The sequence below is a fragment of the Methylibium sp. Root1272 genome (genome assembly GCF_001425905.1).
Classification (GTDB): Bacteria; Pseudomonadota; Gammaproteobacteria; order Burkholderiales; family Burkholderiaceae_C; genus Methylibium.
Genome location: NZ_LMDY01000012.1, coordinates 646,600 through 659,648, shown reverse-complemented (window position 1 = coordinate 659,648; position 13,049 = coordinate 646,600). Strand labels below are relative to the sequence as shown.

The window sequence follows — 13,049 nt, the reverse complement described above, 5'->3', positions numbered from 1 at the left end:
AGCGGGAAGCTGCGCACCTTCGCGGCCTTGGGGATCTGGCCGTTGCCGTGCGGGTTCTTCGTGCACTGGCCGCTGCAGTCGAACTGCAGCGCGTGGTACGGGCAGGCCACCTCGTCGCCGATGCGCTTGCCCAGGTGCAGCGGCGCGAACCGGTGCGGGCAGCGATCGTGCAACGCCACCGGCGTCCCGTTCTGCCTGCGGTAGATCAGGATCGAGGTGTCGAGAATCCTGCGGTGGAACAGCGCCTCCGGCCCGACCTCGGTCGACAGCGCCGCCACGTACCAGGCGTTCAGCAGGTAGGGCTGCTTCCATTCGATCTTCTGCTCCATCTTTCTGTCTCCTTGGGTGTCTGCTGGAACTCGCTGTAAGGGGCGGCGGGCGGCGTCGCACTCGGCTAAAAATCGATCACCAGGCGCGCCGACTTCGAGCGCGAGCAACACGGCGTGAAGCAGTCGTTGGCGGCGTGTTCCGCGGCGCTGAAGTACATGTCGCGGTGCTCGGGCTCGCCGCGCACGACGCGCATCACGCAGGTGCCACAGACGCCCTGCTCGCAGGACACGGGCACGTCGATGCCGTGGGCAGCGAGCGCCTGCACCACGCTCTGGCCGGCCGCGACCGGCACGACCTCCCCGCTGCCGGCCATCTGCACCTCGAAGCCCCGGTCCGTGGAGGTGTCGACGGCGGCGCCCGCGAAGTATTCGAAATGGATGTTCCCCTCCGACCACCCCAGCGCGCGGGCGGTGAGGATCACATGGTCCATGAAGCCCTTCGGGCCGCACACGTAGAGGTGGGTCGTGTCGGCGGTCTGCGCGAGCACCGCGCGCGCATCGAAGCGCTGCGCGGCTTCGCCGTCGTCGAAGTGGAAGTGCACCTGCGCGGCGTAGGCCGCGGCCCGCAGTCGCGGCACGAAGGCGGTGCGCGCCGGCGAGCGGCTGCAGTAGTGCAGCTCGAACGAGGCATCGGCACGCGCCAGGTGCTCTGCCATGCTCAGGATCGGCGTGACGCCGATGCCGCCTGCGATCAGCAGCGAGTGCCGCGCCGGCACCAGCGCGAAGTGGTTGCGTGGTGCGCTGATGCGCAGCCGGCTGCCGCGCAGCAACTGCGCGTGCGCGCTGCGGGACCCGCCGCGCCCCGCCGCCTCGAGCAGCACGCCGATCAGGTAGCGCCCTTGCTCGCCCGGGTCGTTGCACAGCGAGTACTGCCGCACCATGCCGTTCGGCAACTCCACGTCGATGTGCGCCCCGGCGCCGAAGGCCGGCAACGGGCTGCCATCCGCGCGCCGCAGCTCGAAGCTCGCCACGCCCTCGGCCACCGACTCGCGCTCGGCCACCGTCACCTCCAACCATCCATCGTTCGTCACTGCGGGTCTCCATGCTCGGCCCGACACTTGCGGCCGGTTTACGGCACGAAGAATTGCAAGCGCGGTGCCACGCTGGCGCATGACTTCAAGTCATTGATTTGCTTGAGATTTTTCGATGAGCCCGCGTAAACCCGAGGTTCTGGACCCTGGTCGCAGATTCATCATTTGCGACAGCAAGGAACTGCGGGTTGCCGCTTTTGAAGAACAGGCCGGCCCCGACCGGACCGAGGAGACAGCATGCCCCACACCCATCACGCGGCGCCGTCGGCGACGGTCGGTGCCGACGGATCGGACGATCGCACGCTCACCGAGCATCTGCGCTTCTCACCCGACGCCGGCCACATCGTGCTGTTCGAGCAGCGCATGCTGCTGATGCATGCGTCGTCGTTCGCCGAGCTGCGGCGCGAGCTGATCGAGCAGCTGGGCACCGGCAAGGCCCGTGAGCTGTTCACGCGGCTCGGCTACCAGCAGGGCTTCGAGGACGGCCAGCGGCTGCGCGCCCTGTGCGGCACCGATCGCGACCGCATGCTCGCGCTCGGTCCGCGCCTGCGGGAGATCGAGGGCTTCGTGCGCAACCAGCCGATCGACGCGATGCAGTTCGACACCGAAGGCGGTGAGTTCTGGGGCGACTACTACTGGACTTCCTCGTGGGAGGCCGAGGCCCATCTCAAGCACTGCGGCGTGTTCGGCGAACCGGCCTGCTGGATGATGGTGGGCTATGCCAGCGGCTGCTGCACCGCCATCCTCGGGCAGCCCGTGCTGTGGCGCGAGATCGAGTGCGTGGCGATGGGCCACGAGCGCTGCCGCGTCGTCGGTCGCCCGCTCGCCGCCTGGGACGATCTGAGCGAACACGAGACCAACTTCCTGAAGATCGAGTCCTTCGTGCGCACGCCGCCGAAGGCCCGGCCGCCCCGCAGCGTGCCGGCCAAGGTCTGTACCCCGAGCGAGTTCGACGACTTCGTCGGCACCTCGGCCGGCTTCAACGCCGTGGCCAACCTGGTCCGTCGCGTCGGCGTGACCGACTCGACCGTGCTGTTCCGCGGCGAGAGCGGCGTCGGCAAGGAACGCTTCGCGCGCGCACTGCATTCGGTCAGCCGCCGGCACGAGCAAGCGATGGTGTCGATCAACTGCGCGGCCATTCCGCCCGACCTGGTGGAATCCGAGCTGTTCGGCGTCGAGAAAGGCGCCTTCACCGGCGCCGACCACTCGCGGCCCGGCCGCTTCGAGCGGGCCCACGGCGGCACGCTGTTCCTCGACGAGATCAGCAGCCTGCCGCTGCCGGCGCAGGGCAAGCTGCTGCGCGTGCTGCAGGAGCGCGAGATCGAGCGCGTGGGCGACGTGCGCGTGCGCAAGGTCGACGTGCGGCTGGTCGCGGCGTCCAACCGCGACCTGCGCACCGAGGTGGAGGCCGGTCGATTCCGCGAAGACCTGTTCTACCGGCTCAACGTGTTCCCGATCGTCATTCCGCCGCTGCGCGAGCGCCTGGAGGACATTCCGCTGCTCGTCGCGCTGTTCCTCGAACGCTGCAACCGCCGCTGCGGCAAGCGTGTCAGCGGGTTGACCACGCGCGCCTACGACGCGCTGTGGGACTACCACTGGCCCGGCAACGTGCGCGAGCTGGAGAACATGGTCGAGCGCGCGGTGATCCTGGCCGACGACGACGGCAAGATCGACGTGCAGCACCTGTTCTCAGGGGGCGAGCAGCTCAAGCTGCGCTCGCTGAGCGTGGGCGCGCACGGCGAGCTGGTCTCGCGCACCGGCGAAGCCACCGACCAGTGCAAGCGGCTGGCCGACGACCTGCTCGCCCGTCTGCCGTCGTTCGAACAGATCGAATCGCTGCTGTTCGAGCGTGCGATGGAACGCAGTGACGGCAACATCTCCGCGGCCGCGCGCCTGCTGCGCCTGCGGCGCGGACAGGTCGAGTACCGGCTCAAGAAGCGCGAAGCATGAGACCCGCGGCCGAGCGCCGCCGTGCCCTCAGGCGCCGCGCCGGTCGTCCTGGATCAGCTGCTTGAGCCGCCGCCGCACCTTCACCGGCGCCACATCGTTGGTCATCAGCACCGGGTTCAGGCCGAAGAAGTCGGTCGTGCCCATCTCGTGCTGCACCGCCTCGATGATCGGTCCGTCCTCGTTCTCGAAGGCCGCGTGCATGGCCTGGATCTTCATGGCGTTGTAGTCGGCATCCTCGACGCGGTGGTTGCGCCGCGTCGCGAAGTAGTAGTGCGTGGTGTTCGCGGTCTCCGGCGTGCACGTGTGCAGGTCGTACTGGCCGATACAGCCGCGGAGGTCCAGCGCCTGGTCGTCCTGCGTCGCGCCGACCGAGAGCTGGATGTTCGCGGGTGGCGTCCAGGTGATGTCGAAGAAGTGGCGCGCTCCGGCCATGGGTTCCGGCAGGAAGCTGGCAAAGATCAGCATCGCCGGTGTCTGCTGCCATTCCCAGCGAGCGGAGATGGCCTCCTCGCTCTCGCGCATCTGCGGCACCAGCGGCGACAGCTGCCCGCGCGTGGTGATGATCTCGCCGTGCACGTGGTCGATGTGGCTCAGGTCCATCACGTTGTCGATGATCAGCTCGTAGTTCGCCTTCATGTGCATGTAGGTGTACGCCACGCCGGTGTCAGGGCCGGCGTCGAGCTCNGACGCTCTTCCGATCTGCGGGCCGCGACCGACTCGCCACCCTCGCGCAGCTTCGGAATCTGCGGCGACAGTTGCCCCCGCGTGGTGATGATCTCGCCGTGCACGTGGTCGAYGTGGCTCAGGTCCATCACGTTGTCGATGATCAGCTCGTAGTTCGCCTTCATGTGCATGTAGGTGTACGCCACGCCGGTGTCAGGGCCGGCGTCGAGCTCACCGAAGTCCGGCAGTCGGCCCAGGTCGGGCGCCGCTTCGCCCATCCAGATCCACAGGAAACCGTAGCGCTCCTGCAGCGGGAAGCTGCGCACCTTCGCGGCCTTGGGGATCTGGCCGTTGCCGTGCGGGTTCTTCGTGCACTGGCCGCTGCAGTCGAACTGCAGCGCGTGGTACAGGCAGGCCACCTCGTCGCCGATGCGCTTGCCCAGGTCTGCAGCAGCAGGTCGCCGACCAGGTGGCCCCATCCAGATCCACAGGAAACCGTAGCGCTCCTGCAGCGGGAAGCTGCGCACCTTCGCGGCCTTGGGGATCTGGCCGTTGCCGTGCGGGTTCTTCGTGCACTGGCCGCTGCAGTCGAACTGCAGCGCGTGGTACRGGCAGGCCACCTCGTCGCCGATGCGCTTGCCCAGGTGCAGCGGTGCGAACCGGTGCGGGCAACGATCGTGCAACGCCACCGGCGTCCCGTCCTGCCTGCGGTAGATCAGGATCGAGGTGTCGAGGATCCTGCGGTGGAACAGCGCCTCCGGCCCGACCTCGGTCGACAGCGCCGCCACGTACCAGGCGTTCAGCAGAAAAGGGATCTGGGTTTCCATGGAACGTCATGTCTCCGTTGTTGATGGACGTTGCGGTCGAGCGACCCGTCGCAGCCGCACTTCGACCGGTGCGTGGAGGCCTTGAAGCAATCGCAGGGCCAAGCCGGAGGGCAACGCCAAGCCGTTGATTGCGAACATGTTTTCCAGGCGGACCCCGGCATCGACAGCGCGCCTCGGCGCGTGGATTCAGGATCTGCAGCATCGCCACGGCGGCAATTTCGGCATTTCCGGCAAGGCCGTCGCCGTTCGGGGACCGCCGAGGATCAGGTATGGTTACCCGTCCCACGCAAGCGCTCCCTCGAGGTCGCCAGACTCCCATGTCCAGCGAGAACATCCGCCCAACACCGCCAGCCGCCGGCTCGACCGACCGCCGCTCGGGCCAGGACCGGCGGCGTACCGAGTCGCCCCAACCGCCCGGCGGCCGCGAGCGCCGGCGCAACATGGAGCCGCGAAAGCCTGACGTGGCCGAACTGGACCTGTCGCTGTCCCAGTGGGACGCGCTGAACGAGCTCCCGCTGCCCGACCCGCCCCCGAAGAAATAGCCGCGGACGAGACGACGCGATGACCGCTGCCGTCGCCGCACCCGCAGGTCGCGCGATCGGAACGCTGTACCGCGCGCTCTGGCGCCACGCCGCGGGAGCGCGCGGCCAACTGCTCGGCGCGGCGGCACTGCTCACCGCCTCGCAGTTGCTGAGGCTGGCGATGCCCTGGCTGGCCGGGCAGGCGATCAATGCGCTGCAGGGCGGCAACCTGCACGGCGCCGGCCGCTGGATCGCAGCGCTCGCCGCCCTCTACGCGCTGTCGTGGGCGGCCCATGGCCCCGGCCGCATCCTGGAGCGCAACGTCGGCCTGCGCGTGCGCGAGACGCTGGCCGATGCGCTGTACGCGCGCATCGCCGGCGCCCCGCTCGCGTGGCATGACGGGCACCACTCCGGCGAGCTGCAACACCGCGTGCACCAGGCGAGCCGCGCGCTGTCGGACTTCGCGCAGACGCAGTTCGTCTACCTCGCCAGCGCCGTCAACCTGGTGGGGCCGCTGGTCGCGCTGACGCTGCTGTCGCGCACCAGCGGCGCACTGGCGCTCGCCGGCTACGCGGTGATCGGCCTGGTGATCCTGCGCTTCGACCGCGCGCTGATGCAGCTGGCGCGCACCGAGAACGATGCCGACCGCCGCTACGTCGCGGCGCTGCTCGACTTCCTGTCGAACGCATCGACGGTCATCGGTCTGAGACTCACGGCCGCGTCGCGCACGCTGCTGGCGAAGCGCCTCGCGGCGGTGTCGGCACCCCTGCGGCGCACGGTGCTGCTCAACGAGGGCAAGTGGTGCGCGGTCGACGTGATGGGGCTCGCGCTGACCTGGGCGCTGGTCGCCGTGTATGTATGGCAGTCGCGCGCGCCGGGGCAGCAGGCGGTGATGCTGGGCGCGGTCTTCATGGTCTACCAGTACGCGCAGCAGGCGGCGGGCGTGGTGACGTCGATGGCGGCCAACTTCCAGTCCTTCGCCCGGATGCACACCGACTACGGCAGTGCCGCGCCCATCGAGGCCGCGCCGACGCGTGCAGCGGTGCCGGCCGAGGAGCGCATCGACCCTGAAGCCGACTGGCAGGTGCTGCGCGTGGAGGGGCTGGCCTGGGACTATGCAGCACGCGGCGGCGCCGCGGCCGGCAGCGAGCGCCTGGCCCACGGGCTGCGCGAGGTGACGCTCGAACTGCGGCGCGGCCAGCGCGTCGCGCTGGTCGGCCCCAGCGGGGGCGGCAAGAGCACACTGCTGCGCGTGCTGGCGGGCCTCTACACGCCGGGCGGCGGCCGGCTCACGCTCGACGATCGGCCGGCCGACGGGCCGCGGCTGCGCCGACTGGCGACCCTGATCCCGCAGGAGGTCGAGGTGTTCGAGGCGAGCGTGCGCGAGAACCTGAGCTTCGGGCAGGACTGCAGCGACGCCGACCTGCACGCCGCTCTGCACGTGAGCACGTTCGACGAGGTGCTCGTCGCCATCCGGGGCACCGTCGACACGGCGCTATCCGAGCGCGGATTCAACCTGTCGGGCGGCCAGCGGCAGCGCCTCTGCCTGGCGCGCGGCGTACTCGCCGCGCAGGGCAGTTCGCTGCTGCTGCTGGACGAACCCACCAGCGCGCTCGATGCGCCGACCGAAGCCCGCGTGATGGAACGCATCGCACAAGCGTTTCCCACGGCCTGCGTGGTCGCGTCGATCCACCGCCTGAGCCTGCTCGACCGCTTCGACAGCGTCGTGCTGATGGCCGCGGGCTGCGTGGTCGACGCCGGCCCGCGCGACGCCGTCCTGGCGCGCCAGCCCTCGCTGCGACCCATCGTGCCGGCAACGGATTGATCGGCGGCAAGCTGCAGACGTCGTACCTGCTGCGGTGTGCCGCGCCGCGGTGCCGGCGATCGCCCGCTCATATCGGGCATCCTTCACATCCGGCCCCGCCGATCCGCACGGTCGCGCTCCGTGGGACTGCGCTGCGCCCACCGAATGGCCGATATCCATCTTCCAGGACGTACCGGTTCGATGACCCCGACGATGCTCTCCCCGCAACCGAACACGCTGGCCGACCGACCGCCTGCAGGGTGGGTCTACCTGCTGCTGCCGTTGCTGCATTTCGCCAGCGTCAAGCTGACCTTCCTGTGCGCCGTGTCGCCCGAGAACGAGGTGGTGATCTGGCTGCCCAATGCGGTGCTGCTGGCGGCCCTGCTGCACTTCCGGGGCCGGCGCGGCGGGTGGCTGGCCACGCTGACCTTCAGCTCCGACGTGCTCGCCAACCTGCCGGTGTTCCCGCCGCTGCAGGCGGTACTGCTGAGCCTCGTCAACCTCACGGAGGTGACGGTGGCCTACCTGCTGCTGCGCCGTGCCGGCACCTCACCGGGGCTCGAGCGGATCCAGGACCTGGGCAAGTTCGTCGTGATCGGTCCGCTGTTCAGCGCGCTCGTCGCCGCGCTGCTGGCGGGCCTGGTGCTGCGGGAGATGGACGGCGTCGAGACGCCCTATCCCACGCTGGTGTTGCTGTGGTGGTTCGGCGACGGCCTGGGGTTGTTGATCTGCACGCCGCTGCTGCTGGCCCTGGCCCAGCCCGCGCTCGAGCCGGTCCGGCTGCGCTGGCAGGACGGCGTGGTGCTGCTGTTCACGGTCGCGCTGGCCGGCCTGATCCTGTCGGGGCAATCGGAGCGCTGGGGCGGCGTGCCGCTGACGCCCAACCTGCTGCTGCCCTCGATGCTGTACATGGCGGTCCGCTTCGGCACGCGCTGGACCGCACTGGCGGTCGCGCTCATCGCGCTGGCCACCGCCTGGGCCCAGACCACGGGCCACAAGCCCTTCGGCGACGCGTCGCCGCACGAGCTGATCCTGCGCACGCAGGAGTTCATCCTGACACTCAGCATCGTCGGCATGGGCTTCGCCACGCTGCTGAGCGAGCAGCGGGCGCTGACGCGCAGCCTGGAGGACAAGGTGCGCGAGCGCACGCTGAAACTGGAAGAGTCCAACAGCAAGCTCGGCACGCTGAGCGCTACCGACGGCCTGACCGGCATCGCCAACCGGCGGCGCTTCGACGAGTTCATCGCCGGCGAATGGCGCCACGCCCGCCTCAGCGGCCAGCCGCTGGCGCTCGCTCTGCTCGACGTGGACCTGTTCAAGCACTACAACGACCACTACGGCCACCAGGCCGGCGACGACTGCCTGCGCACCATCGCGCAGGTGCTGAGCGCCAACGTGCGCCGCGCCGGCGACCTGGTGGCGCGCTACGGCGGCGAGGAGTTCGCTATTGTCGCGGTGGCAGCCGACGAGGCCAGCGCGCTCGCGATGTCGCGCAGCATCTGCAAGGCCCTCGAGGACCTGGGGCATCGGCACGAGCTCTCACCGTTCGGTGTCGTCACCGCCAGCATCGGCGTGGCGGTGCTGGTGCCCGGCGAGCACGACACCCACGAGACGCTGATCCGCCAGGCCGACCGGGCGCTCTACCGGGCGAAGGCGAACGGGCGCAACCAGGTGGTGCTGGCGAGCGACGCAACTGCCTGATCGTCCCGACCGGCGGGCCGCGCGCCGTGTCCGACTATCCTCCGGCCTGGCCGCCGGCGTGCCGATCGAACGTGTCGCACCGGCTCGTCCCACCGCTCGCGCCCCTGAAAGGATCGTCATATGCCCCGTTGGGCCCTGCTCCTGCCGTTCGCCGCCGCCGCCCTGCTGGGGGCGGCGCTCGCGCTGCCGATGAATGGTGCCATCGCCGCGGCCTGCGCCGTCGCCCTGATCGGCGCGGTGATCGCGGCGGTCCACCACGCCGAGGTCGTGGCGCACCGCGTGGGCGAGCCGTTCGGCACGCTGGTGCTGGCGATCGCGATCACGGTGATCGAGGTGGCGCTCATCGTGTCGATGATGCTGGCCGGCGGCGAAGGCAAGGCCGAGCTGCCGCGCGATACCATCTTCTCGGCGGTGATGATCATCTGCACCGGCGTGGTCGGCATCTGCCTGCTGGTCGGCGGCCTGCACCACCACGAGCAGTCCTTCCAGCTCGACGGCGCGAACTCCGCGCTGGCGGCGCTGGTGGCCATGGCGGGCCTGTCGCTGGTGCTGCCGTCCTTCACGACCAGCTCGAGCGGCGGCACCTACACCGTGTCCCAGCTCGCCTTCGTCGCGATCTCCTCGCTGGCGCTGTGGGCGGTGTTCGTGTTCGTGCAGACGGTGCGCCACCGCGACTACTTCCTGCCGCCGACGAATGCGGACGACGAGGACATCCACGCCAAGCCGCCGTCGAACAGCCAGGCCTGGGCCAGCTTCGGCCTGCTGCTGATCGGGTTGGTGTCGGTGGTGGGCCTGGCCAAGCAACTGTCGCCGACCATCGAGGCGGCCGTGGCGGCCGCCGGCGCGCCGAAGGCGGTGATCGGCATCGCGATCGCGCTGCTGGTGCTGCTGCCGGAGACCTGGGCGGCCGTGCGCGCCGCCCGCGCCGATCGGCTGCAGACGAGCATGAATCTGGCGCTCGGCTCGGCACTGGCCAGCATCGGACTGACCATCCCGGTGGTGGTGGTGGCCGCGGTGCTGCTCGACCTGCCGCTGGTGCTGGGCCTCGCGGCCAAGGACCTGGTGCTGCTGCTGCTGACCTTCATCGTGGGCGCCATCACGCTGGGGACCGGGCGGACCAACCTGATGCAGGGCGCCGTGCACCTGGTGCTGTTCGCCGCCTTCCTGTTCCTCTCGCTGGTGCCCTGACTGAAGCGCCCGACGCTCAGCGCGGCGAGGCCACGACCTCGCCCGCGCTGCTGACACTCACCCGCTGGTAGTCGGCGGCGTATTTTTTCCGCATGCGCAGCAGATCCTTCTGGTAGCGCCGACCGAGCGTGTCCTTCTTGCCGGTGTCGAGAATGCGGCCGGCCACCTTGAAGAACTTGCGCTCCTCTTCCTTCAGGTGGTGCCTCACCTTCTCGCCGAGCCGCTTGGCGGTGTCGAGCCAGGCCTCGCCCTGCTTGTCGGGCACGCTCAAGTCCTCGCACAACTCCTCGATCTCGTGGTGCTCCGACAGGGCATGCCGCGACGACGACAGCCCCGGATCGGTCATCAGCAAGGGCACGTAGAGGAAGCGCTCCTCCGCGGCCGCGTGCGCCTCGAGCTCGACCTTGAGTTGCAGGAAGACCTGCTCGCGCTGCGTGGTGGTGGCGCGCGCCGCCGTCAGCCGGCGGCACAGCTGGCGCTGGATCTCGTGGCTCTCGTGCAGCAGTTCGAACAGGCTCGCGGGCATGGTGGGTATTCCTCCGGTTTGGGATCGACCCAGTATTGCGTTCGACGCCGGCACTGTCCACACGCTGCGGTCGGGTCGCGGCACAGGCGCGCAGCCGTCGGCGGCGTTGTCCTACACGGCGAGTTCCGCCGTCGCCCGCGAGCGCCTGTTGAGCCGGGCCACGAAGCCCCAGCCGACCGCCAGCAGACCGATCGCACCGAAGGCCAGGAAGCGCGCCGGACCGACGACACCCACCAGCCAGCCGCCCAGCGCCACGCCGGCCGACTGCCCGAGGAAGAAGCACGACGCGAAGGCGGCGACGGCCGCGCCACGACGGTCCGGCGCCATCTGCGTGGCATTCACCTGCAGCGTGTTGTGCATCATGTAGAAGCCCAGCCCGGCGACGAAGCACCCGGCCAGCGCCCAGCCCCAGCCCGGCCCGAAGCCGATCGCGACGAGCGCTCCGCACATCATCAGCGAGCCCCAGCGCGCCAGGCCGGCCTCGCCGAGCCGGTGCACCAGGTGGCCGGACGAGACGGCGAAGGCGAAGCCGCCCAGCCCGAACAGCATCACCAGCGCGCCCGCCGCCGACAGCGAGAGCTGGAACGCCTCGTGCACATGCGAGGCGATGAAGGCGAACGGCCCGAACAGGAACAGGCCCTCGAGAAAGACCAGGCCGAGGATCACGCGGGCCCAGGGACGCGACAGCACGCCGCCGAACTCGGTCGCGATGCGGCGCAGCGGCGACTCGCCGCTCGGCGGGCGCATCCGGCGGGCGGCCTCCGGCAAGCGCCGGTTCAGCGTGAACAGCGCGATGCTCACCAGCGCGAAGAAGCCCGCGAGCAGGAAGTACGGAACTCGCCAGCCGAGGTGGTCGGCCGCGAAGCCCCCCAGCCACACCCCGGCCGACAAGCCGCAGATCTGGCCGATCAGGAAGCGTGCGAGAACCGGCTGCCGGCGCTCGTAGTCGACGACATCGCCGATCCACGCCATCGACAGCGGGATCACCGCCGCCGCCGTGGCCCCGGCCAGCACGCGCGCCAGGCGCAGCGCATCGAAGCCGGGCGCCAGCCCGCACAGCACCGACGTGAAGGCGCAGGCCGCGGTGGCCCAGGCGATGACACGGTACTTGCCGTAGCGGTCGCCGAGCGGGCCGAAGAACAGCTGGGCCAGCCCGTAGGCCGTCGCGAACAGGCCGATGACCTGCGAGGCCTGGCCCAGCGTGAGGGCGAATTCGCCGGCCAGGCGCGGCAGCAGGGCATCGTTCACCCGCATCGACAAGCCGCTGCCGAAGGCCGCCAGCGCCAGGCAGGCGATCGCTCCGCGCGGCAGCGGCGGCGAGGAGGAGGAGGAAGAAGGAGGGGACGGCGGCGCGGCAGCGTTCATCAGGCGGGGGCGGGAGACGGCGCGTCCTGACACGGGCAGGCCGGAGAAGACCAGCCGCGACTCTAGGGGAGCACCGTCGCGCGTGCGCAGGCAAGGTCTATCGCAGCCGTGCCAGCCACGCGACGTCTGGCCTGTCAGTTTTCGATCCGGGCCCGCAGCTCCCGCGGTGAACAGCCGAAGCGCCGGCGGAAAGCGCGGCTGAAGTGGGCGGCATCCTTGAAGCCCCACGAGTACGCCAGCTCGCTCACGCGACGCAGGCGCTGCTGCGCGGCACACAGGTCGCGCCGCGCGGCTTCCAGGCGCTCGGCCTGGATCCAGTCGGCCAGCGAGCAGGCCTCGCCGGCCCAGGCCCGGTGCAAGGTGCTCGGTGACACGCCGAGGCGCTCGGCGATGCGGGCCACCGTGAGGTCCGGATCGCGCAGCCGCTCGCGCACCAGCGCCTTCACCTGCTGCCGGTGCAGCGCGGCGAGCCGCGACACCGGCGGTGGCCGGGCGCCCGGCAACGTCGACAGGCCGGCGATCAGGATCTGCGTCACGCCGTCCGCCACCGCCGCGGCCGACTCGGGCGCCAGCGTGGCGATCTCGGCCGACAGCGTCTCGATCATGCCGATCATCAGGTGACCGGCGCCGCGCCGGCCGCTGACCGCGCAGGCGGTGAGCGACGGTGTGTCGGTCAGGGCCGAGCGCAACGTGGGGCCGGGCAGCATCAGCACGTACTGCTGGAACGCCGCGTCGAAACGCAGCTCGTAGGGCCGCGTGCTGTCGTAGAGGGCGAAGTCGCCGGGCGACAGGTGGGCCACACGCCCGTCCTGCACGACCGCGCCGCAGCCCTGCGTCTGGATGCTGACGAGGAAGTAGTCCTCGCTCGCCCGCGCGATCTTGGCTGGCGTGCGGCGCACGCGCTGCGCGCTGGCCGTCACGCGCGACAGCGTCAGCGTGGCCAGCGTGTCGGCGGCGATCTCGCCTTCGAGCCGCGAGGCGTCGCCGATCGCATCGCAGTCCAGCTGCACGTAGGTGTCGCAGACGCCGTCGGTCCAGTAGGCCAGGCGCTGGGCGGGCTCGACGCCGACGGTGGTGAACAGGGTGGCCATGGGGCTGCAGCTTAGGGCCTGTGAGCGCCAGTCGCAACGAGACCGCACCGCGC

General features: G+C 70.3%; 12 protein-coding genes. 5 read left to right on the top strand and 7 right to left on the bottom strand.

Annotated features, from left to right (window positions below):
• Both ASC67_RS08970 and ASC67_RS08965 read right to left on the bottom strand, forming a co-directional pair.
• On the bottom strand, nucleotides 1–329 hold a 329-nt coding region (locus tag ASC67_RS08970; protein WP_156466709.1), incomplete at its 3' end, for a Rieske 2Fe-2S domain-containing protein.
• A gap of 65 nt (nucleotides 330–394) precedes the next feature.
• The gene (locus ASC67_RS08965; protein WP_235566268.1) at nucleotides 395–1,360 is read right to left on the bottom strand and encodes a PDR/VanB family oxidoreductase; all 966 of its coding nucleotides are present in this window, start codon (nucleotides 1,358–1,360) and stop codon (nucleotides 395–397) included.
• Nucleotides 1,361–1,597: 237 nt separating this feature from the next.
• Here ASC67_RS08965 and ASC67_RS08960 point away from each other — a divergent pair, with 237 nt between their 5' ends.
• On the top strand, nucleotides 1,598–3,310 hold the full coding sequence (locus ASC67_RS08960) for a sigma-54-dependent Fis family transcriptional regulator (protein ID WP_056318135.1): 1,713 nt from the start codon (nucleotides 1,598–1,600) through the stop codon (nucleotides 3,308–3,310).
• A 27-nt stretch (nucleotides 3,311–3,337) separates the two neighbouring features.
• Here ASC67_RS08960 and ASC67_RS08955 read toward each other — a convergent pair whose 3' ends face one another.
• The gene (locus tag ASC67_RS08955) at nucleotides 3,338–3,946 is read right to left on the bottom strand and encodes a hypothetical protein (protein WP_255353669.1); all 609 of its coding nucleotides are present in this window, start codon (nucleotides 3,944–3,946) and stop codon (nucleotides 3,338–3,340) included.
• Nucleotides 3,947–3,995: 49 nt separating this feature from the next.
• On the bottom strand, nucleotides 3,996–4,800 hold an 805-nt coding region (locus ASC67_RS21020), incomplete at its 3' end, for a Rieske 2Fe-2S domain-containing protein (RefSeq protein WP_235566267.1).
• 317 nt (nucleotides 4,801–5,117) lie between these two features.
• Between ASC67_RS21020 and ASC67_RS08940 the strand changes: the two genes are divergently transcribed.
• From ASC67_RS08940 to ASC67_RS08925, 4 genes are all read left to right on the top strand, one after another.
• Entirely contained in the window at nucleotides 5,118–5,342 is a 225-nt protein-coding gene (locus ASC67_RS08940) for a hypothetical protein (protein ID WP_056318133.1), read from the top strand.
• 19 nt (nucleotides 5,343–5,361) lie between these two features.
• Complete coding sequence (locus ASC67_RS08935; protein WP_056318130.1) at nucleotides 5,362–7,146, top strand: ABC transporter ATP-binding protein; 1,785 nt, start codon at nucleotides 5,362–5,364, stop codon at nucleotides 7,144–7,146.
• 192 nt (nucleotides 7,147–7,338) lie between these two features.
• Complete coding sequence (locus tag ASC67_RS08930; protein ID WP_056318127.1) at nucleotides 7,339–8,826, top strand: diguanylate cyclase; 1,488 nt, start codon at nucleotides 7,339–7,341, stop codon at nucleotides 8,824–8,826.
• 120 nt (nucleotides 8,827–8,946) lie between these two features.
• Nucleotides 8,947–10,014: a calcium:proton antiporter gene (locus ASC67_RS08925; RefSeq protein ID WP_056318124.1), complete on the top strand. Its 1,068-nt coding sequence runs from the start codon at nucleotides 8,947–8,949 to the stop codon at nucleotides 10,012–10,014.
• A 16-nt stretch (nucleotides 10,015–10,030) separates the two neighbouring features.
• On the opposite strand, the gene ASC67_RS08920 is transcribed toward ASC67_RS08925, so the two are convergent.
• The 3 genes from ASC67_RS08920 to ASC67_RS08910 all read right to left on the bottom strand — a co-directional run bounded on the left by ASC67_RS08920 (nucleotide 10,031) and on the right by ASC67_RS08910 (nucleotide 12,996).
• The gene (locus ASC67_RS08920; RefSeq protein WP_056318121.1) at nucleotides 10,031–10,540 is read right to left on the bottom strand and encodes a hemerythrin domain-containing protein; all 510 of its coding nucleotides are present in this window, start codon (nucleotides 10,538–10,540) and stop codon (nucleotides 10,031–10,033) included.
• 111 nt (nucleotides 10,541–10,651) lie between these two features.
• A complete protein-coding gene (locus tag ASC67_RS08915) occupies nucleotides 10,652–11,905 on the bottom strand; it encodes an MFS transporter (RefSeq protein WP_056318119.1) in 1,254 nt (417 codons plus the stop codon).
• A gap of 134 nt (nucleotides 11,906–12,039) precedes the next feature.
• Nucleotides 12,040–12,996: a helix-turn-helix domain-containing protein gene (locus ASC67_RS08910; RefSeq protein WP_056318115.1), complete on the bottom strand. Its 957-nt coding sequence runs from the start codon at nucleotides 12,994–12,996 to the stop codon at nucleotides 12,040–12,042.
• Nucleotides 12,997–13,049: the final 53 nt, after the last annotated feature.

Bases quoted from the DNA above. Each gene is read 5' to 3' on its own strand.
- ASC67_RS08930 (WP_056318127.1), top strand. From the start codon at position 7,339: ATGCTCTCCCCGCAACCGAACACGCTGGCCGACCGACCGCCTGCAGGG.
- ASC67_RS08940 (WP_056318133.1), top strand. From the start codon at position 5,118: ATGTCCAGCGAGAACATCCGCCCAACACCGCCAGCCGCCGGCTCGACC.
- ASC67_RS08920 (WP_056318121.1), bottom strand. From the start codon at position 10,540: ATGCCCGCGAGCCTGTTCGAACTGCTGCACGAGAGCCACGAGATCCAG.
- ASC67_RS08960 (WP_056318135.1), top strand. From the start codon at position 1,598: ATGCCCCACACCCATCACGCGGCGCCGTCGGCGACGGTCGGTGCCGAC.
- ASC67_RS08915 (WP_056318119.1), bottom strand. From the start codon at position 11,905: ATGAACGCTGCCGCGCCGCCGTCCCCTCCTTCTTCCTCCTCCTCCTCG.
- ASC67_RS08910 (WP_056318115.1), bottom strand. From the start codon at position 12,996: ATGGCCACCCTGTTCACCACCGTCGGCGTCGAGCCCGCCCAGCGCCTG.
- ASC67_RS08925 (WP_056318124.1), top strand. From the start codon at position 8,947: ATGCCCCGTTGGGCCCTGCTCCTGCCGTTCGCCGCCGCCGCCCTGCTG.
- ASC67_RS08935 (WP_056318130.1), top strand. From the start codon at position 5,362: ATGACCGCTGCCGTCGCCGCACCCGCAGGTCGCGCGATCGGAACGCTG.
- ASC67_RS08955 (WP_255353669.1), bottom strand. From the start codon at position 3,946: ATGAAGGCGAACTACGAGCTGATCATCGACAACGTGATGGACCTGAGC.